Source organism: Salegentibacter sp., assembly GCF_041642575.1.
In the GTDB taxonomy this organism is placed as follows: domain Bacteria; phylum Bacteroidota; class Bacteroidia; order Flavobacteriales; family Flavobacteriaceae; genus Salegentibacter.
The window spans coordinates 1-19,112 of record NZ_JBEPWD010000023.1; the positions used below are offsets into that span (position 1 = coordinate 1).

Annotated in this window: 20 protein-coding genes; 13 read left to right on the forward strand and 7 right to left on the reverse strand. The window is 39.4% G+C overall.

Annotated features, from left to right (window positions below; translation table 11 throughout):
* The 3 genes from ACESK1_RS05780 to ACESK1_RS05790 form a co-directional block, all read left to right on the forward strand.
* On the forward strand, positions 1 to 518 hold a 518-nt coding region (locus tag ACESK1_RS05780; RefSeq protein WP_372918836.1), incomplete at its 5' end, for a winged helix-turn-helix domain-containing protein.
* A 242-nt stretch (positions 519 to 760) separates the two neighbouring features.
* Complete coding sequence (locus tag ACESK1_RS05785; RefSeq protein WP_372918838.1) at positions 761 to 2,548, forward strand: TrkH family potassium uptake protein; 1,788 nt, start codon at positions 761 to 763, stop codon at positions 2,546 to 2,548.
* 11 nt (positions 2,549 to 2,559) lie between these two features.
* Complete coding sequence (locus ACESK1_RS05790; RefSeq protein WP_372918840.1) at positions 2,560 to 3,267, forward strand: TrkA family potassium uptake protein; 708 nt, start codon at positions 2,560 to 2,562, stop codon at positions 3,265 to 3,267.
* A 10-nt stretch (positions 3,268 to 3,277) separates the two neighbouring features.
* Here ACESK1_RS05790 and ACESK1_RS05795 read toward each other — a convergent pair whose 3' ends face one another.
* The gene (locus tag ACESK1_RS05795; RefSeq protein WP_372918842.1) at positions 3,278 to 4,996 is read right to left on the reverse strand and encodes a Na/Pi cotransporter family protein; all 1,719 of its coding nucleotides are present in this window, start codon (positions 4,994 to 4,996) and stop codon (positions 3,278 to 3,280) included.
* Between the two features lie 223 nt (positions 4,997 to 5,219).
* Here ACESK1_RS05795 and ACESK1_RS05800 point away from each other — a divergent pair, with 223 nt between their 5' ends.
* From ACESK1_RS05800 to ACESK1_RS05820, 5 genes are all read left to right on the forward strand, one after another.
* Entirely contained in the window at positions 5,220 to 5,939 is a 720-nt protein-coding gene (locus ACESK1_RS05800) for a CPBP family intramembrane glutamic endopeptidase (RefSeq protein ID WP_372918844.1), read from the forward strand.
* A gap of 119 nt (positions 5,940 to 6,058) precedes the next feature.
* Positions 6,059 to 6,646 (forward strand): HupE/UreJ family protein, encoded by a 588-nt coding sequence (locus ACESK1_RS05805; RefSeq protein WP_372918846.1) that lies wholly within the window; start codon positions 6,059 to 6,061, stop codon positions 6,644 to 6,646.
* A gap of 64 nt (positions 6,647 to 6,710) precedes the next feature.
* Positions 6,711 to 7,142: a cytidine/deoxycytidylate deaminase family protein gene (locus tag ACESK1_RS05810; RefSeq protein ID WP_372918848.1), complete on the forward strand. Its 432-nt coding sequence runs from the start codon at positions 6,711 to 6,713 to the stop codon at positions 7,140 to 7,142.
* Between the two features lie 26 nt (positions 7,143 to 7,168).
* Positions 7,169 to 8,731, forward strand: a complete 1,563-nt coding sequence (locus tag ACESK1_RS05815) for a S41 family peptidase (RefSeq protein ID WP_372918850.1) — start codon at positions 7,169 to 7,171, stop codon at positions 8,729 to 8,731.
* Between the two features lie 9 nt (positions 8,732 to 8,740).
* Positions 8,741 to 9,046, forward strand: coding sequence for a hypothetical protein (locus tag ACESK1_RS05820; protein ID WP_372918852.1), 306 nt, complete (start codon positions 8,741 to 8,743; stop codon positions 9,044 to 9,046).
* Here the strand turns inward: ACESK1_RS05820 and ACESK1_RS05825 are convergent.
* The 3 genes from ACESK1_RS05825 to ACESK1_RS05835 are packed head-to-tail and all read right to left on the reverse strand — an operon-like array spanning position 9,038 to position 10,426.
* On the reverse strand, positions 9,038 to 9,643 hold the full coding sequence (locus ACESK1_RS05825; protein WP_372918854.1) for an FAD-dependent oxidoreductase: 606 nt from the start codon (positions 9,641 to 9,643) through the stop codon (positions 9,038 to 9,040). The two genes, ACESK1_RS05820 and ACESK1_RS05825, sit on opposite strands and share 9 nt — an antisense overlap.
* A 7-nt stretch (positions 9,644 to 9,650) precedes the next feature.
* The gene (locus tag ACESK1_RS05830) at positions 9,651 to 9,848 is read right to left on the reverse strand and encodes a hypothetical protein (protein WP_372918856.1); all 198 of its coding nucleotides are present in this window, start codon (positions 9,846 to 9,848) and stop codon (positions 9,651 to 9,653) included.
* Positions 9,845 to 10,426 carry a MarC family protein gene (locus ACESK1_RS05835; RefSeq protein WP_372918858.1) on the reverse strand — a complete coding sequence of 194 codons (582 nt, stop codon included), beginning with the start codon at positions 10,424 to 10,426 and terminating at the stop codon, positions 9,845 to 9,847. Before ACESK1_RS05835 ends, ACESK1_RS05830 begins: the two co-directional genes overlap by 4 nt.
* Positions 10,427 to 10,621: 195 nt before the next feature.
* Here ACESK1_RS05835 and ACESK1_RS05840 point away from each other — a divergent pair, with 195 nt between their 5' ends.
* The 4 genes from ACESK1_RS05840 to dgt all read left to right on the forward strand — a co-directional run bounded on the left by ACESK1_RS05840 (position 10,622) and on the right by dgt (position 14,939).
* Positions 10,622 to 11,197 carry a DUF3109 family protein gene (locus tag ACESK1_RS05840; protein ID WP_372918860.1) on the forward strand — a complete coding sequence of 192 codons (576 nt, stop codon included), beginning with the start codon at positions 10,622 to 10,624 and terminating at the stop codon, positions 11,195 to 11,197.
* Between the two features lie 183 nt (positions 11,198 to 11,380).
* A complete protein-coding gene (locus ACESK1_RS05845) occupies positions 11,381 to 12,193 on the forward strand; it encodes a DUF4412 domain-containing protein (RefSeq protein WP_372918863.1) in 813 nt (270 codons plus the stop codon).
* A 274-nt stretch (positions 12,194 to 12,467) separates the two neighbouring features.
* Positions 12,468 to 13,424 carry a ribonucleotide-diphosphate reductase subunit beta gene (locus ACESK1_RS05850; RefSeq protein WP_372918865.1) on the forward strand — a complete coding sequence of 319 codons (957 nt, stop codon included), beginning with the start codon at positions 12,468 to 12,470 and terminating at the stop codon, positions 13,422 to 13,424.
* 168 nt (positions 13,425 to 13,592) lie between these two features.
* Positions 13,593 to 14,939 carry a dGTP triphosphohydrolase gene (dgt, locus tag ACESK1_RS05855; protein ID WP_372918894.1) on the forward strand — a complete coding sequence of 449 codons (1,347 nt, stop codon included), beginning with the start codon at positions 13,593 to 13,595 and terminating at the stop codon, positions 14,937 to 14,939.
* A gap of 1 nt (position 14,940) precedes the next feature.
* Here dgt and ACESK1_RS05860 read toward each other — a convergent pair whose 3' ends face one another.
* Both ACESK1_RS05860 and ACESK1_RS05865 read right to left on the reverse strand, forming a co-directional pair.
* Positions 14,941 to 15,984 carry a DUF3078 domain-containing protein gene (locus ACESK1_RS05860; protein WP_372918867.1) on the reverse strand — a complete coding sequence of 348 codons (1,044 nt, stop codon included), beginning with the start codon at positions 15,982 to 15,984 and terminating at the stop codon, positions 14,941 to 14,943.
* Positions 15,985 to 16,033: 49 nt separating this feature from the next.
* Positions 16,034 to 17,812 carry a 1-deoxy-D-xylulose-5-phosphate synthase gene (locus ACESK1_RS05865; protein WP_372918869.1) on the reverse strand — a complete coding sequence of 593 codons (1,779 nt, stop codon included), beginning with the start codon at positions 17,810 to 17,812 and terminating at the stop codon, positions 16,034 to 16,036.
* A gap of 94 nt (positions 17,813 to 17,906) precedes the next feature.
* Here ACESK1_RS05865 and ACESK1_RS05870 point away from each other — a divergent pair, with 94 nt between their 5' ends.
* Positions 17,907 to 18,356, forward strand: a complete 450-nt coding sequence (locus tag ACESK1_RS05870) for a nucleoside deaminase (protein ID WP_372918871.1) — start codon at positions 17,907 to 17,909, stop codon at positions 18,354 to 18,356.
* A gap of 58 nt (positions 18,357 to 18,414) precedes the next feature.
* Here the strand turns inward: ACESK1_RS05870 and ACESK1_RS05875 are convergent.
* Positions 18,415 to 19,112, reverse strand: a 698-nt coding sequence (locus ACESK1_RS05875) for an MFS transporter (RefSeq protein ID WP_372918873.1), incomplete at its 5' end; no start/stop codon positions are given.

A 19,112-nucleotide genomic window follows, 5' to 3' on the forward strand; every position in this document is an offset into this window, starting at 1 on the left:
ATCTGGGCTTACCCGATAAAAATGGCCATGAAATATTAAAGGAATTACGGGAGTGGTATGATAAATCTATAATAATCCTTTCTGTGCAGGATGAAGAGGCCGATATCATTAAAGCATTGGATAACGGTGCAACTGATTATCTTACCAAACCTTTTAGAACAGGAGAACTTCTGGCAAGAATTAGAGCTTCCCTGAGGATTAACCAAAATATTGAATTGCAACCCAAAATACTTGCTGATGACCTGGAAATAGACCTCTCTGCAAGGTTAGTTGAGAAAGAAAAAAAACCAGTCAAATTAACCTCCACCGAATATAATTTAATAGCATTGTTAGCCAAGAATCAAGGGAGGGTGCTCACTCATCAATTTATACTAAAGGAGATTTGGGGAGTTGGCTCCCAGAGCGAAACCCAGTACCTGCGGGTTTTTATAGCTCAATTGCGAAAAAAACTTGAAACTAACCCTAATGCTCCTGTTCATATCATAACGGAAAGCGGGGTAGGCTATCGTTTTGTATAATCTTTATAAAATCTTTATACAGCCGTTTTAAATTTTATATTCTGCTTATACGTTGGGGTCTAACTTTGCAAGACAACTAACTAAAGCATTTAGATGGCTAAGCAAAAAGATCGATCAGGAGAACCTAAAAATCAATCTTATTCTCACTTAAAATGGCCGGCGATCATTATGGTCATTTTAATATTTGCCTTAGTAGTCGTCTTGGATTATTGCTCCCGTTAGAATAATTAATTCTCCTCAAAATGTTATCATTTTTAAATTCACTTCGGTCCAGCAGAAAACTGGAAAGAAGACTCAGGAAATTCTCAGGTTTTTTGAGTTTGATCGGAATAGGTTTGGCCATTTTTGATCTGGGCTTTACTCATGCCGAAGATGAAAAGGCCATCCTTAAGGAACTTTATTATTTTATCATAGGAATAGGCCTTTTTAATATCCTTTTCAGAAAAGTAATTGTAAAAGAAAAACCACCCAGGAAGGTAGTTCTTTTTGATTGGCTGTTAAGTATATCTTTTTTGTTCTTACTCTTAGTAAGGATTGAGTCAATAGTTGAATATTTCGACTTCCTGAAGGTCTTTAACAAGATGGGGTGGCTTTACCTGGCCATATTTTTATATTTTATTCGTGAGATCTTCTCCTTCAGGATGAATTTCAGGAAAGAATACCTGAATCCTGCACAACTCTTTGTGTTCAGCTTCATGCTTATCATATTTCTGGGAACACTTTTTCTCCTACTTCCTAAAGCTACGCATTCTGGTATTTCACTGGTAGACGCCCTTTTTACAGCAACCAGTGCCGTATGCGTTACCGGTCTAATCGTGGTTGATACCGGCACCTACTTTACCGGCTTTGGGCAAAGCGTGATCATGATCTTAATTCAGCTGGGAGGCCTCGGGATTATGACCTTTGCGAGTTATTTCAGTTATTTTTTTCGGGGAAATACTTCCTATGCCAACCAGCTTATGCTGAAAGATATTAGTAACTCAGAAAAAATAGGGGAAGTTTTCGAAGTCCTGAAAAAGATACTCTTGCTCACCTTCGGGATCGAAGCCATTGGTGCTATTTTAATCTATATTAATCTGGACGGAAGTCTGTTTAGCTCCATCCCCGATCAAATCTTCTTTTCGGTTTTCCATAGTATCTCAGCCTTTTGCAACGCGGGATTTTCAACCCTTGAAAACAGTCTTTACGAACCGGGATTCAGGTTCAATTACCCCTTGCACCTCATCATTGCAGCATTATTTATCTTCGGCGGAATAGGTTTCCCTATTTTGCTCAATTTGTATAAATATCTGCGCTATTATGTATTAAGAAAATTTCAGAAATTTAAGGATCCCCAACAGGCTCATTATTTACCCTGGGTACTTAATCTTAATTCCAGGATTGTCCTGGTAACCACCCTTGTTCTGTTAGTGGCCGGTTCAATGGTATTTTATGTTTTTGAATACAACAATACCCTCGCTGAACATGACACTTTTGGAAAAATGGTAACCGCATTCTTTGGTGCCGCGACGCCCAGAACTGCCGGGTTTAATTCGGTAGACACCTCGGCGCTTCATTTCTCTACCTTAATGATCGTTTTTTTGCTGATGTGGATTGGTGCTTCTCCCGCATCTACCGGAGGTGGAATAAAGACGAGTACCTTTGCCTTGGCGACCCTTAATTTTTTCAGTCTGGCCCGCGGAAAAGACAGAATTGAAGTGTACCGACGTGAAATCTCTCCTATTTCCATAAGACGTGCTTTTGCCATTATATCTTTGTCGCTTTTGGTGATAGGTGCCTCCATTTTCCTGGTCGCATTTTTTGAAGGTGATAAGGATATTACCGATATCACTTTTGAAGCATTTTCAGCATACAGCACCGTGGGATTAAGTATGGGAATTACAGGTAGCCTTGGTAGTTATTCCAAATTAGTAATCATCGCCACCATGTTTATAGGAAGGGTGAGTATGCTTACCGTTCTTATTGCAATGCTTAGAAATATAAAACATCTTAATTACAGATATCCTTCTGAAGAGATATTGATCAACTAAAACTTAAGAAAATGAAATACATAATTATTGGATTAGGAAATTTTGGAGCTTCCCTTGCTGAGAAATTAACTTCCATGGGAAATGAGGTGATTGGGGTAGACAATAACCTGGATCGCGTTGAAGCCATAAAGGAAAAGATCACCCATGCAATAAGCCTGGATGCCACAGATTTTAATGCAGTGTCCAATCTGCCTCTAAAAGATACAGATGTGGTTATTGTCGGAATTGGTGAAGATCTTGGAGCCAATATCATGGCCACAGCCCTGATGAAACAACTGCATGTAAAAAGACTGATTAGCCGGGCGGTATCTTCCTTGCAGGAAATGGTTCTGGAAGCCATGGGCGTTAAAGAGATCATACATCCTGAAGAAGAAACCGCAGAGCGATGGTCTAAGAAACTCAACCTTGAAGGTGTTGTAGATTCATTTGAAGTAACGGGAGAGTACAGTATTGTAGAAACCGAAGTTCCCAAAGAGTATGACGGTCGCACTCTACAAGAAATTGGTTTAAAACGCAATTATAATATAATTGTACTTACTACTATTAAAATTTCGGGAGAGAAGAATGAAATTGGGGCAAATAAAAATATTTCTACGGTACAAGGGGTTGCTTCAGCGCAAACCAAATTACACCATGGCGATGTGATGGTGTTGTATGGAAATAACCTGGATATTAAAAAGCTGCTCACCAAGATCAGGAAATCAGACAGAAAAAAATAAATTTTCTGCTTTAAGACCCAGGCTGACCTTTAATTACAGGCTCAATCTGTGCAGCTTCTGCACCATCACCATCCAGAGTAGTGAATTTCCCCAATTTCCAATATATTATGGAACTGCATAAATTGTCAAGAGAGGAATGGGTATGTTTGATCACGTTAGTTAGGGTGGAAACCTGAACAGCATTCTTTTTTCGATTTCCCAGATGAGAATACAGGTAACCTATGGTGTCTTCATAGAACTCCTCATTTTCTTTAATCCAAAGATGGGGATTGATTTCATTATTCCCCCTCTCCTGAACTGTTGCAGTTAGAAAACTCCGAATTTCCAATAATCTCATCTTAATTTGATCTCGTAACTTTTTGAGGATCTCGGCACCGAGCTCATCCTCACTGTCCAGGATAAACCTGATGTTATGCATCACGTCCTTGATATCTTTTGCGCCATAGATCATAGATCGCAGACCCATCATACTCGCAGTGAGTTGCCGGGCTTCTTCAACCTCCAGATTTTTTTCCTGCAGTTGCGCATAATAGACTGTAAGTTCATCTTCTAAACGCTTTATTTTATCATATTTCCTGGTAAGATTTGTGGCGCTACTAAAGATTTTTTTCCATTGTGATTCTGTGTTTTTATCCTTAGTTCCAATCTGAAAACAATCGAGGATAAATTCTTCAGTATAAAGAAAAATCTGATGAAGCTCTTTATCCAGGGCATTTATCGCAACATCGGGCACTTCAGCAGGAATATTCTTAACATATAAAGTTTCCCCCTGAGGAACAGCTTTTTGGAACAGGCTTTTAAGATACTTTGTAAAAGGCTTCAAAAACGGAAAAAACAAAAGGATTCCAAAAACATTAATCAGAGTATTCAATAGAACCAGTTCCATTAATGGGTCATTTATTCTGAAAATAGAATAAGTGAAATCTACCAATTCTTTAATAAAGAAAAATATTAGAGCTCCAGCTACCACGTTAAAAATCACATGAGAAAGTGCCAGTCTTTTCTTATCGGCAGTACCACCCAGGGAACCAATGATCATGGTTGCCGTAGTCCCTATATTGGCTCCTATGATCATCGCGACACTTTGGTAGATATCTATTAGCTGAGCACTCAGTGCACTCAGAATAATCACAATTAATGCTGAACTGGACTGCAACATTGCAGTAATAATAATCCCAACCAGAAGGAAGGCCCAGAGGCCGTAGTTAGCAATTTCACTCATATCTACCTGGGCGGCGATGCTTTCTATAGAGTCCTTCATAAAATCCAACCCTAGAAAAAGCAATCCAAAGCCAACTAAAAATCCACCCAGACTTTTAAGAACCGGCCTGGAATTAAAGAATAGATAGCTTAAAATACCTACCGCAAGAAAAGGAAAGGAAAAGTCGGCGATATTCATTTTAAAACCCAATGCAGCCACCATCCAGGCCGTAAAAGTTGTTCCCAGATTTGCTCCCAAAACTACTCCAAGGGCATTCTTAAGTCCTATTATACCTCCTCCCAGAAATGCTAAAATCAAAAGGGTAACCATAGAGCTACTCTGCAAAATGGCTGTTACCAGAGTTCCGGTAATGATTCCTTTCCAGCTTTTATTGGTAAAACGCTGGAGCAGTTTTCGAAATGCCTTTCCGGTCAAACCTTTTAAACCATCTTCAAGATGATGCATCCCAAATAGAAATATCCCCAGCCCGGCTGCTAACATCCAGAAATCAAAATTGGCAGTATCCATATCCGAATTTGTGTATAATAAAGATACTTAAAGAATGAGACTTAAATCCTTACCTAACCCGATTTTCGCATGGAGCTCCAGCTAAGAAATATGAAAACCTTCTTCCCAAAAGTATTGACCCTAACGCTTTTAAATACATTAAGAAGTATTATTTTAGCTAACCTTTAAATAGAGATTTAAAAAAAATAAGTTTCCCTAAATCAGGAAAGTAAGGCGATTTACCATGAACAAAATAAAGGCTTATCTGCAGGTTCAGGATTTATTCGAGGAAGAGAAGAAAGTTCTTTTAGGACTTTCCCTAATGATCTTACTTGCAGTTTTTTTCACCTTTAGTTTTATTATTTACATTTATTTTCCAGAAAGCAGCCTTCAGCCGGATAGCCCGGGGTTCTGGATATATCTACTGAATATTTTTCTTATAAGTTCGATAATGCTGCTAAATAAATGGAGCCTTCGTTGGTCCTGGGACGACCTGGGATTTAAAAAACCAAAATCCTGGCGGCAACCTATCGTGGTGACCATACTCACCTTTATTAGCCTGGTATTTTTTTCACTTTATATCCAGCCTTTACTAGGTGCTCAACCTGCCATTGCACACCTTATGGTTCTCAAGGATAACCTGCCCCTACTTATTCTTGCCCTAATCCTTGTCTGGACAACCGCCGCTTTTTTGCAGGAAGTGGTTTTCAGAGCTTTTTTAATAGAAGCTTTAGATTATATTCTGGGCAGAAATGCCGGGTCAATATGGGTCGCCTTGATCGTAAGCTCCCTGATCTTTGGACTTATTCACGGCTGGCAGGGTCTATCGGGAATGCTCGCAACCGCCTGCATTGGATTTATTTTCGGAGTAGCCTATATTCTAAATGGAAAAAGGATCTGGCCACTAATTATGGTCCATGGCATAGCGGACACACTGTCCCTTGTTAGCATTTATAATATGTGATCTTAAACCAGAAGCGATAGCTGAAATAACTTCTCTTATTTCCAGAATATTATCCTTCATCCTCTTTTTGTCATTTTACTAAGATATCGTACTTTCGGGCACCTCATAACCCTATAATTATGTCCCAATTTTGGCTGTATTTCAGGCTTGGCCTGGAACATGTTCTGGACTGGCAAGCCTATGATCATATCCTTTTTCTAATCGTGCTTGTAGCCGCTTATAGTTTAACCAGCTGGAAAAAGATCATTTGGCTCGTTACTCTTTTTACTCTAGGCCACACCCTGGCGCTATTTCTTTCGGTTTATGGAATCGTTAAAGTAGATTCGGCATGGGTTGAACTTTTAATCCCAATTACAATTATCATTACAGCATTGTATAACATTCTTACCGCGGGAAGAAAAGAGCGCAATAAAAACGCCAATGTCCTATACTTTACCACGGTTTTTTTCGGTTTGATCCATGGCCTGGGATTTTCAAGTTATTTTAAAATGGTTGCCTCTAATACAGATAGCTATTTTCTTCCTTTAATAGAATTTGCTCTTGGAATAGAAGCCGCACAAATTATAGTGGTTCTTGGAGTAATGATTATTGGCTTTATTGCCCAGAATATTTTTCAGGTTTCAAAACGGGATTGGATATTGGTTGTCTCGGCGATAGTTATCGGGATAATTTTGCCAATACTACAGGAAAATTTTCTGGCTATTTAATAAATTAGCCGGTTAATCATACGCACAATATTTTATAGCCCAGCGGGTTAATAGCTTATATACTATGAATAAGACAAAACAACTTAAATTCGATAAAGCTTATTTAAGAATAGCCCGGGAATGGAGCAAACTTTCTCACTGCAATCGCAAACAGGTTGGCGCACTTATTGTTAAAGATAGAATGATAATCTCTGATGGCTATAACGGAACTCCCAGCGGTTTTGAAAACTATTGTGAAGATGACGAAGGATACACCAAATGGTACGTTTTACACGCTGAAGCGAATGCTATTTTAAAAGTAGCAGGCTCTACACAATCCTGCCAGGGTGCCACTTTGTACATTACAATGTCTCCGTGTAAAGAGTGCAGTAAGCTTATTCATCAGTCGGGAATTACACGCCTTGTTTACCATATTGGCTACAAAGACAATTCGGGACTTGAATTCTTAAGCAGAGCAGGTGTTGAACTTGAACAAATTAATGATCTGGAAGATTGAAAGGAAACTATAAAATATATACGCCAATGCTATTGGCGCTGGCCTGTGCCCTGGGAATTTTTCTTGGGACTAAGCTTGATTTTTCCTCCACTTCTGAAGGTTTATTTACCTCCAATCCGAAGAAAGAAAAACTCAATAAACTCATAGATTATATAGATTACGAATATGTTGATGACGTAAATACCGATAGTATTGTTGACCTTACCGTAAATAAGATCCTGCAGAATCTTGATCCACACTCGGTATATATTCCTCAAACAGAATATGCCAATGTGACCGAAAATATGCAAGGTGATTTTGTTGGGATTGGCGTGAGTTTCTACAATGTTAATGACACTGTCGTGGTAATCCAGGCCCTTGAAGGTGGCCCGAGTGAAAAATTAGGTATTCGGGGCGGAGACAGAATTCTTTATGCCGATGATGAGCAGTTGTTCAATAAAGATTTCAGCAATGATTCATTAACCCGTTATCTCAAAGGTGAAGAAAATTCTAAAGTCACTCTTAAAGTATTCCGCAAAGGAATTGAAGACCTTTTAACCTTTAAAGTAAGGCGTGGAAGAGTTCCCATTAAAAGTGTAGATGCCGCATATATGCTTACTGATAAGCTGGGATATGTGAAAATTAATCGATTTGCAGAAACCACTTACAAAGAGTTCAAAAGAAGTCTGGAGAGTCTTAAAAAACAAGGAGCGACAAAAATTGCACTGGATCTTCGGGATAATCCCGGTGGTTATTTATCTGAAGCTATCAATATTGCCGATGAATTCCTGGAGGATGACAAATTAATTCTTTACACCAAAAATAAAAGCGGCGCGATAGAAGAAACCTATGCCCGTCGCGAAGGCGCTTTCGAGAACGCTGAAGTATTTGTGATTCTTAATGAGAATTCAGCTTCAGCCAGTGAAGTGGTTGCAGGAGCGCTTCAGGATAACGATGTAGGCACCATTGTGGGCAGAAGATCATACGGAAAAGGTTTGGTGCAAAGGGAAATGGAACTTGGAGATGGAAGTGCAGTTAGACTAACCATTGCTCGATATTATACCCCAACGGGGCGCTCAATCCAAAAACCCTATACTAACGGGAACGAATCTTATTTTGAAGATTACGTACATCGGTATGAAAACGGGGAATTTAAATCTTCAGACAGCATAGTAGTAGACGACTCTTTAAGATATGAAACACCTGAAGGGAAAGTGGTTTACGGCGGCGGCGGAATTATTCCCGATGTCTTTGTAGGACGAGATACAAATGCAGAAATGGAAAATATCATCCTGATGCATAAAAGTGGGATGATGAGCAGGTTTATCTTTGATGAGCTTGAAAAAAACCGAGCTTTTTATAACGATCTGAATCGGGAAGATTTCAATAAGGAAATTGAGATCAGCGACGAAATGATTCGGGATTTTCTTCAGTTTGGAAGAAGCGAGAATATTAACGCCAGAGTGTATCGCTATAAGGATATATTGAAAAAATATCTGAAAGCCACCATGGCAGCACAACTATACGGCACCGATGCTTTTGAGAAATTGATAAACAATGGCGATCGAATAATTGAAAAAGTAATTGAATTGTCTGAAAAAAAACAATAAATTGCCAGAGTGAACGAACTATATGAAAATTTCGTAATTTTTCTAATCGTATCCCCCCTGTTTTTCTTCATTATTGCAGTAAGCTTCAGGTTGTTGGATAACAGCGCCTTATTATTTCTTCAGAAAGAAATATTGGTTACCAGCTCGAATGTATCTGATAAATGTATCAGGCACCAGATCTCGAACCATCCCGATGTGGATTTCAGAAAAAAACTTAAAACCGCCCTGGTTTATAAAAAATTACATCGCGCTTTTATTATACTCATGTTTATTTCACTACCATTAATGATAACAGGATACTTTCTACTAAGTTAACTTGTCGTGAACTTTAGTATGTTCTCCACTCCAACCCGAAAGAATATCGGTTGCAACACTGGTGCCACTTCCGCAAGCAATAGCAAATTGACTTCTGCAGCCGGAAAGTGTACCAGCCACGTATAATCCGGGTTTCACCAGGTTATCTTCATTTTTTAACTGAATACGATTTTTTGAAGCCTTTGCTTTTTTGTGCGGAATAACATACTCCTCCAAACCTTTGATGGTTAAAGAATTTGTATAACCCACTGCTACCACAACCTCTTTTGCCGAGTACGCCCCTTTATTGGTGATAATTCTGAAAGCGCCTTCTTCAGGCATAATCTCCCTGACCTTCTCCTTGTGGATCTGTTTGACTTCTGGATATAGATCTGCCAGTTGCCTGGGACCTTCATTGAGAATTTCCGAACCGGGAGTTCCGGCAGGAATTCCAAGTACATTATTAAAGAGAGCCGTTTGCAAATGCGAAGTTTTTTGATGCATAATAATTCCGACACGCTTATCCTTAGCAAACTCTTTTTCAAGAGCCGATCCAAGAATCAAAGCGCAGGACATGCCCGCGGCACCACCGCCAATGATTAAGACATCAAATTCCATGATAATATTAGTTCTCTTGCTTGTTATAGATCTTGCGGGAAAGCATCAGAATGATCATTAAAACGATCACACACAGGCTGGCAACAATAGCCATCACAGCTTTAGCGCTATCTCCTTCTAATAAATTATCAAAATCAAGTATAGTAGAGCTATAGCCTATCAAGACTATCGCAAGTAAAATAATGCTGTAAATTAAAATTTTCATACAAATAAACTCTGAATGTTTGTGGCGAATAATTTAACGGCTATTGCCAGTAAGATCACACCAAATACTTTTCTAATCACGTTAATACCCTGACTTCCTAAAAACCTTTCGATTCTTGCTGAAGCTTTAAGTACTGTGTATACGAAGATAATATTGATTAGTATAGCTGCAATGATATTTATGGTTTCATATTCGGCCTGAAGCGAAACCAGAGTTGTCATGGTTCCTGCTCCGGCAATTAGAGGAAATGCTAAGGGTACTACTGAAGCAGTTTCAGGCTCGTCATCCTTATATAAAGTTATCCCGAGGATCATTTCCAGGGCCAGAAAAAATAATATAAATGCACCGGCCACCGCAAAGGAATTTACATCGATCCCGATTAAATTAAGAATTTCTTTTCCCACAAAAAGAAAGAGAATCATTAAAATACCGGCTACCACCGAAGCCTTTTCACTTTGAATATGTCCCACTTTCCGACGTAATTCAATTATTATAGGAATACTACCAATAATATCAATTACCGCAAAAAGGATCATCCCTGCTGTAAATATCTCTTTGAAATTCAGTAAATCCAACATAACTTCAGATTTGAAAATTTTTGCGCAAAATTAATTTTTATAAATGATGTGCCAAGCTTTTGTTTATTAATTCTTTATAAAGTTTATCTCCGGGAAACCAGTCTGATAAAGCCAAAGCTGTTGCGATTTCTATTTTGCTAGAATTATTATTCATGGTTCTTTTCTGAAACTGATTACATCAATTATATTTGTCAAATGTTTCAAATTAAAAAGACTATAGTCTCAGAGGAGATCCTTAATAAGGATTTCGTGTGTAATCTTTCAGCTTGTAAAGGAGCCTGCTGCGTAGATGGTGATGCCGGTGCCCCGGTAGAGCCCGAAGAGCGCGTAATTTTGGAAGAAATTTATCCTAAGGTTAAGCCTTTCCTCCGCCAGGAGGGGATAGAAGCTATCGAGACCCAGGGCACCTATATTACCACGGAAAATGGCGAACTCGAAACGCCGCTAATTGATGGAGCCGACTGTGCGTATGTCACATTTGATCAAAAAGGAACTGCCCTTTGTGGGATTGAAGAAGCGTACAATAAAGGACTTATCGACTTTAGAAAACCTATTTCCTGCCATTTATATCCGGTAAGAGTACAGGATTATTCCAGTTTTTCTGCTGTAAACTATCATCAATGGTACATTTGTGATGATGCCTGTAGCTTAGGAAAAGAGCTTCAGGTGCCTGTATACAAATTTACAAAGGAAGCTTTGATAAGGAAATTCGGAGAAGACTGGTACAAGGAACTTGAAGAAACAGCGCAAAAACTTCAGGATGAAAAATAATTACTAAATCTCTATTTTTCAGACTCATATTTCTTTATCTCCTGGAAATTTTATATCTTCAATTGCTCAAAAACCGCCCTTCCGGTTTAAGCCAGCATATCCCTACTGCCGGTAATTTCTAACAGCCCCTTTTTATATCAGGAGTTACTCCTAAACTTATTTTTAACCATAAAATCTAAAGCGATGAAAAAATTAATCCTTTCAATGCTAAGTGTGCTGTTATTTGGATTTTCAGCACAGGCGCAATTTTTAAAAAATCTAAAGAAGAAAGTAGAGCAAAAAGTCGAGAATAAGGTCACAGAAAATATCGCCAACAAAGCAGCATCTGAGGCCGATAAGTCTCTCAATAAAATGTGGGAAACCAAATTGAAAAACATGCCCGTCCCAAGGGGCGCAAACCGTGTTGACATAAGCGAAGTTCCTGATACGTATTCTTTTGACTGGGCTTACCAGATGGAAATGCAAACGAGCGAAGGAACTATGAATATGGTTTATCATTTAAAAGAAAATGCTCCCTATTTTGGCATCAATTTAAAAGAAGCCGGTGATATGTTCATGGTTCTGGATAGCGAAAACGATCTTAGTATTATGTATTTTGACTCTGAGGATAACAAATTTCTTAGTGCTACAAAACTGGAACCAGAAGACCTTGCTGAAGATAATGAGGAATTTTATCAGGATTTTACTATAGAGGAAATTGAAGGAAAAACAATCCTTGGCTACGATTGTAATGGTTATAAAGCTGAAAACGATGAACACATTTTCAAGTTCTTTATCACAAAAGATGCTCCTGTAACTTTCACAGGAATGCAACAATCTAAAGACAGCAAGATTCCACACGGCTTTAATGCCGATTGGTTAAAAGACGGAAAAGGCCTCATGATGGAAATGCAAATGGAAAACAAGAAAGATCCTAAGAAGAACGCCAAAATGCTTTGCACCGCTCTTGAACGTAAATCCTTAAGCTTCCACAAGAAAGACTATAATAATTTGTAAATTTAATAGCCATTCAAAAAGAAAACCGGCATTTTTCTCACTGCCGGTTTTCTTTTTTTCCTCATCCTCAACAACAAGAGTTATTAACATTTACGTACATCACTGATTTAAAAACTCTTAGCACCCCAATTAGAGATCAAGGGCCCGATTAACCTTAAACTCCTGATGTTGAAAACTTTGTTGAAAACCTTCAGCCGCTATTCCTTTGATTTCCAAAACATTTTGCCATATTTGCGTAGAACCTCTAAATAACCAAAAAAGGTTCGTGAAAAATATGTCAAAACCCCTACAGGAAACCACACTGAAAGACGATAAAAATCGTTTCGTCATCTTCCCTGTTAAACACCACGATATCTGGGATTGGTATAAGAAAATGGAATCCAGATTCTGGACTACTCATACCGATATTGCCGACCATAAACTGGAAATAAAAGAAGAAAAATTAAGCACTAACGAAGTTCATTTTCTTAGAACTCTTATGGCTTTTCTCTCAGGTTCACAGGAAATCTCCTCACGGAATATTACCCGAACTTTAAAACTCAGCCGGGAGATCCCAGAGGCGAATTTTTGTTTCGATCTCCAGGCAGCTACAGAAAATGTTCATCGCGAGAGCCTTTCATTGCTCAGCCGGGCTTTTTTAAACCGGCCAAAAACCGAAGAAAGACTTTTTGCCGAAATCAATCCTCAGCTGAAACTGGTAGAAACCAGCATCCAAAGATGGATCCCGGAAAGTTCTACATCCAAAGCTTTAATTGTTTCAGCCGCTATGAACGCTATATATTTTCCGGCGGCACTTTCTACACTTTTATGGTTAAAGAAACGCAAGGATCTGTCAGATCTTAACTATTATTGCGACCTCATTTCACGCGATAAAGCTTACCATCGGGATCTTGCCATAAACATTTATTCAAAAAAGATAAAAGAGGAAGTTTCTCCCGGAAAAATAAGAGAGATCATTTTGGATACCCAGCATCTAATCGGGGATTTTTTATTGGAAAGTTTACCCGTAAGCCTAATAGGCATGCCAGTTGAACATATGAAACAATATCTGAAATTGCTTAGCGACGATCTTTTTGAAAAACTGGATTGTCCTAAAGACCCTGAAACCAACTCAACCGAAACAGAAAACCGTCCCAGCCTGGCAGAACAACGTGCCGGTGCCTTCCAACAGGCCGGACGAAAAAATATCGATAAAGATTCTGACAAAATCAGTTCTGAAACTGATTTGTAAAGCCTCAAAAACGTTACGACCCCCAACGTGGCGTTTTTTGAGCTTTTATTTTACCAACCCCTTTTCTCCCCATTTTAAAATAAGCAGTATTTCTCCATCCGTAAGTCAGCGGAATTCTTATTTTTGACTTGATTACGCTCCCCGCGTAGCCTTAATGTAATTTTTATGATGAACTGGGAACAACTCCTCTCCTTAAAACGTTTTGGAGACACCAATAAACGCCTTAGAAAAGAACAAAATGAAACCCGGCTGGGTTTCGAAGTAGATTATGACCGGATAATCTTCTCTTCTCCCTTTAGAAGTTTACAGGATAAAACGCAGGTGATTCCACTTTCCAAAACCGATTTTGTTCATACCAGATTAACTCACAGTCTGGAAGTTTCAGTAGTAGGACGGTCTTTGGGCCGATTGGCTGGTCAAAAGATCCTGGAAAAACATCCCCATCTGGAAACTATTCATGGCTATAAAATGAATGATTTCGGGGCAATCGTTGCTGCAGCGGCTTTAGCGCACGATATCGGGAATCCGCCTTTTGGACATTCAGGGGAAAAAGCCATTGGCGAATATTTCAGTCATGGAAAAGGAAAACGTTTCAAAGAGCAACTTTCAGAAAAAGAATATCGTGACCTGGTAAAATTTGAAGGAAATGCCAACGGCTTCAAGATCCTTACTGAAACGAGACCGGGAATTCAGGGAGGGCTTCGGCTTTCTTATGCAACTCTCGGGGCCTTTACAAAATACCCTAAAGAATCCCTTCCTCATCAACCCACTCAAAATATAGCTGATAAAAAATTCGGCTTCTTTCAACTACAGAAGGACAACTTCAAAGAAGTAGCAAAAGAATTGGGCCTTATCGAAACGGGAAAAGACACTAATTTTGGGTTTGCGAGGCATCCTCTAGCTTTTCTGGTAGAGGCCGCCGATGATATTTGCTATACGATTATCGATTTTGAAGACGGAATCAATCTGGGGCTTATAGATGAGGATTATGCTTTGGAATACCTTATTAAATTGGTTAAAACCAATATTAATACTGAAAAATATCACACCCTCCAAAATACTTCTGACAGGCTCGCATATTTAAGGGCCCTGGCAATAAATACGCTTATTTCTGAAGCCGTAGACACCTTTTTACAAAATGAAGAAGCGATCCTTTCTGGAAATTTCCACCATGCCTTATTCGACAAAAGCGGTTATGAAGCCCAGATTAAAGACATTATAAAAATAAGTATTGAGCGGATTTACCAAAGCGAAGAAGTAATAAACAAAGAGATTGCCGGGTACAAGATGCTCTCGTTTCTGTTAGATACCTATACTAATGCGTTTTTGCCAACTAAGGAAGAAGAGGATTCAAATTTTAATAAACTCGTACTGAAATCGGTGCCCAAACTGCAACATTTACAGGAAGAAACTTCAGTATACAAAATCCTAATGGAAATATGCTCCTATACCGCCTCGCTTACAGATGGTTTGACAGTGGCCTCCTTTGAAAAATACAAAGGTTTGAGCTTGTAGGCTAAAACTCGTAAATAAAGCCTACTCCCAGCAATTGCTTGAACTGGACTCTGGGACCGGAAGTTTCCAAATCGCCATCTCCATTGGTGTCTTCCTTATATTTAACATCGTCGTCATACCTCAATTGCGTCCCTATGTTAGCTCTTATAAAGTCGTTGACTTTTAGATCTGCATTTACCTCCCAGTCTACATCGACATTCCCAAATTTGTTCAGGTAATCTGAATAAAGACTCAACCGGTTATCCAGTCTCACATTTGTAAAGATCTCTTTGGCGAAATTACTCGTTACTAAAAAACCTATTTCCGTTCTTACGCTTTCCCCTTCTTCAACTAAATTGCCCAGATCATCATACTGGGCTCTTTGAACTCCGAACATCCCTTCATTAGCCAAACGCTGATCAAGAACGAAAGTGGATTTCTGTGTTAAGGGCGAGATATATATATCCAGGGATTCATCTGAACTTGAATACTGGCTACCCACACCAACGAACAAATAACCCGGGGCCATGAATTTCGAGATCGGATTATCGGTTTCCGGATATTTATATCCATTAGCTATTTGGGTATTAAAGTCGAATTTCGCCGAATAGTACCAATTGGAAAGAGAATCTTTCCGATACCCAAAGGAAGAGCTTAACCGAAATTCGTCATCAGTCTTACGAACCTCACGGTCTTCCTGGGCGTTTAATCCATATTTAAAAGAACCACGGTTTTTCCAGGACAGTAACTTCTTTCTATAATTCCTTTCAAAATTTCCATGAATCAGGGCTGAAATGGAGTTATTCCCACCCGCATTCCAGTTAATAAATGCTACTTCGTTAACATTTAATCCAACCGAATTCGTTTCTTTCCAGTATACCATAACCGGAGGTTCCAACGCTATAGTATCTAACACAAAAGAAAGGGTGTCTGTAGCCTGAACAGTATCAATTACCTTAATAGTGTCTATGGAGTAAGCGGTATCGGGCAATGTTTGATAGATCTGTAGGGCAGAAGCATTTAGCGCAAAAAGGCACGCCAAAAGACTTAATAATGGAATTTTCATTGGATAATTTGGATTCTTCGGATTATTCGGATGCGCAAAAATAAAACATTCAAAGCTGAGACAAAATTACCTCGCGTATATTTTCAACGTTAATTCCGCATTTTTCTTGTAATTCATCTATACTTCCGTGTTCAATAAATTCATCTAAAATTCCTAAACACCTGATATTTAGACTGTATTGATGTTTTGCAGCGAATTCCAAAATAGCACTTCCGAAGCCTCCGGTAATCACCCCGTCCTCCACAGTGATAATCCTCCTATATTTTTTAAAAATCTGATGCAGTAAAACCTCATCCAAAGGCTTAACAAAAAGCATATCAAAATGACCTATTTTCTCCTTTTGATCATCTGGAATATTTTCGATAGCTAGCATAGAATTCTGAGTCATATTTCCAATACTCAAGATCGCCACTTCACTTCCTTCTTTCAGGCATTTTGCCTTTCCGATTTCTATTTCAGAAAATGGTTGTTTCCAATCAACCAGCCGACCTCTTCCGCGGGGATACCGAATAACCAGAGGAAAATTAAGTCCCAGTTGCGCAGTATAAAGAAGATTCCGAAGATCGATCTCATTAGATGGCGCAGCGATCACCAGGTTGGGGATACATCGCAAATACGCAATATCAAATACCCCATGATGAGTTGCTCCATCTTCACCAACCAGACCCGCACGATCCAGGCAAAAAATTACCGGTAGGTTTTGTATCGCCACATCATGGATCACCTGATCGTAAGCTCGTTGAAGGAAGGTGGAATAAATTGCACAAAAAACCCTGAAACCCCTTGTTGCCATTCCTGCGGCAAGAGTAACCGCATGTTGTTCGGCTATACCCACATCAAAGGCCCGCTCCGGAAATAACTGCATCATATATTTAAGCGAGCTTCCGGTAGGCATGGCCGGGGTGATCCCGATAATTTTTTCATTCTTTTCAGCTAGTTCTACCAGGCTTAGTCCAAAAACATCCTGGTATTTTAAAGGAAGATTTTTGGTATCGTAAGGAAGTAATTCTCCTGTTTCCGGTTGAAATTTTCCCGGAGCGTGATACTTCACCTGGTCTTCTTCGGCCTTTTTCAACCCCTTGCCTTTCGTGGTTACCACGTGAAGAAATTTTGGACCTTTTATCTTCTGAAGCTTTTTAAGAATTTTAATCAATCCTGCAGTATCATGCCCATCTACAGGCCCAAAATACCGGAAATTAAGGGCTTCAATTATATTGTCCTGTTTGGGTTTGTGACCCACCGTAGCTTTGGTAAGGTACTGTTTTAAAGCTCCTACACTGGGATCAATCCCAATAGCATTGTCATTAAGAACAACCAGTAAATTGGCATCGGTCACTCCGGCATGGTTAAGGCCCTCAAAGGCCATTCCGCTGGCTATGGAAGCATCTCCAACAACCGCAATATGTTGTCTCTCTTTGTTATTTTCCAGTTTTGAAGCAATAGCCATTCCCAATGCTGCTGAAATAGCGGTAGAAGAATGTCCGGTTCCAAAAGTGTCGAAAATACTTTCTGAACGCTTCGGAAAGCCGCTAAGGCCCTCTAACTGTCTGTTGGTATGAAATTGATCCCTTCGTCCTGTGAGAATCTTATGACCGTAAGCCTGATGCCCCACATCCCAAACCAGCAGATCCTCCGGGGTATTGAATACATAGTGAAGTGCAATGGTAAGCTCTACAACTCCAAGACTGGCACCAAGGTGACCTTCTTTTGTAGCCACAATGTCTATGATGAATTTGCGCAGTTCGGCGGCCAAAGAGGAAAGTTCTTCCTGGGAAAGCTTCCGAAGATCTTCGGGAGTGTTGATCGTATTTAACAGACTCATTGCCATAGCGGACAAAGTTAAGTTATGAATTTGTAATTATAGTAAGCATTTTAAACACAAAAGCCTTAATATTTTTATCTTTCGGAAAAACTCTCGTAGCATGCTCAGTCCTTTTGACGACGAATATTTTATGCGGAAAGCTTTAGAAGAGGCAGAAGCAGCTTATGAAAAAGGTGAAATTCCTGTGGGAGTAGTAGTTGTGATCAATGACAGAATCATTGCCCGCGGGCATAATCTAACCGAAACCCTGAATGATGTCACCGCCCACGCCGAAATGCAGGCAATCACTGCTGCAGCAAATTTTCTGGGCGGAAAATATTTACTTAATTGTACAATGTATGTCACCCTGGAACCCTGCCAGATGTGTGCGGGTGCCCTCTACTGGAGTCAGATCTCGAATTTGGTCTTCGCAGCAGAAGACAGCCAGCGTGGTTACCGGAAAAACGGTGTAGAGCTTCATCCCAAAACACAGGTAAAACAAGGAATTCTGGAAGAAGAAGCTTCAGCGCTATTAAAGCGGTTCTTTATAGAAAAAAGAAACTTAAACTAAAAAAGCACCGCCGGGGGGACGATGCTTTTCTATATTAATTATCTGTATTAATAACAGGTTAAACCTTCTTAAGTTCATCCGAAACATCCCACATATCTTCAAGTTCCTCTAACGATTTTCCTTTAGTTTCGGGAATATATTTCATTGTAAAGAATATAATTGCCAGAATAAATACTGAAAAGATAAAGTAAGGCAATGACCCACTCCAGAAATCATTATTGTTCACTTCGCTTTCGGCAACGATAGGAAAACTTTGGGAAACAACATAATTTGCTGCCCACTGTGCTGCAACCGCAATAGACATCCCAATAGACCTGATCTTATTGGGGAACATTTCTGAAAGTATCACCCATACAACTGGTCCCATTGACATCGCAAAAGCTGCAACGAACATGAGTACTCCAATTAGGGAAACAAGACCAACATTTCCGGTCATCAATGAAACTCCAAGAAGTAGAAAACCAACGATCATACCTACAGAACCTATATAAATTAAAGGTTTTCGACCAAACCTGTCTACAGTAGCCATCGCTACAAAGGTGAAAACAAGGTTTACACCTGCCAGCAGAATTTGTTGTGCCAGCACATCTTCTTTTCCGAAGCCTAGGGCTCTTTCAAAAATATCGGCACCATAATAAAGTACAGCGTTGATTCCTGTGAACTGTTGTAAGGCAGAGAATACTGTTCCTATAACTATAATTGAAAATATTCCTTTTGCAAAAATGTTTACTTTCTTATTGCCTTCTTCTTTCTTCA

Coding starts and splice junctions, on each gene's coding strand:
- ACESK1_RS05785 (WP_372918838.1), top strand. CDS start 761: ATGTTATCATTTTTAAATTCACTTCGGTCCAGCAGAAAACTGGAAAGA.
- ACESK1_RS05790 (WP_372918840.1), top strand. CDS start 2,560: ATGAAATACATAATTATTGGATTAGGAAATTTTGGAGCTTCCCTTGCT.
- ACESK1_RS05795 (WP_372918842.1), bottom strand. CDS start 4,996: ATGGATACTGCCAATTTTGATTTCTGGATGTTAGCAGCCGGGCTGGGG.
- ACESK1_RS05800 (WP_372918844.1), top strand. CDS start 5,220: ATGAACAAAATAAAGGCTTATCTGCAGGTTCAGGATTTATTCGAGGAA.
- ACESK1_RS05805 (WP_372918846.1), top strand. CDS start 6,059: ATGTCCCAATTTTGGCTGTATTTCAGGCTTGGCCTGGAACATGTTCTG.
- ACESK1_RS05810 (WP_372918848.1), top strand. CDS start 6,711: ATGAATAAGACAAAACAACTTAAATTCGATAAAGCTTATTTAAGAATA.
- ACESK1_RS05815 (WP_372918850.1), top strand. CDS start 7,169: ATGCTATTGGCGCTGGCCTGTGCCCTGGGAATTTTTCTTGGGACTAAG.
- ACESK1_RS05825 (WP_372918854.1), bottom strand. CDS start 9,643: ATGGAATTTGATGTCTTAATCATTGGCGGTGGTGCCGCGGGCATGTCC.
- ACESK1_RS05830 (WP_372918856.1), bottom strand. CDS start 9,848: ATGAAAATTTTAATTTACAGCATTATTTTACTTGCGATAGTCTTGATA.
- ACESK1_RS05835 (WP_372918858.1), bottom strand. CDS start 10,426: ATGTTGGATTTACTGAATTTCAAAGAGATATTTACAGCAGGGATGATC.
- ACESK1_RS05840 (WP_372918860.1), top strand. CDS start 10,622: ATGTTTCAAATTAAAAAGACTATAGTCTCAGAGGAGATCCTTAATAAG.
- ACESK1_RS05845 (WP_372918863.1), top strand. CDS start 11,381: ATGAAAAAATTAATCCTTTCAATGCTAAGTGTGCTGTTATTTGGATTT.
- ACESK1_RS05850 (WP_372918865.1), top strand. CDS start 12,468: ATGTCAAAACCCCTACAGGAAACCACACTGAAAGACGATAAAAATCGT.
- dgt (WP_372918894.1), top strand. CDS start 13,593: ATGAACTGGGAACAACTCCTCTCCTTAAAACGTTTTGGAGACACCAAT.
- ACESK1_RS05860 (WP_372918867.1), bottom strand. CDS start 15,984: ATGAAAATTCCATTATTAAGTCTTTTGGCGTGCCTTTTTGCGCTAAAT.
- ACESK1_RS05865 (WP_372918869.1), bottom strand. CDS start 17,812: ATGGCAATGAGTCTGTTAAATACGATCAACACTCCCGAAGATCTTCGG.
- ACESK1_RS05870 (WP_372918871.1), top strand. CDS start 17,907: ATGCTCAGTCCTTTTGACGACGAATATTTTATGCGGAAAGCTTTAGAA.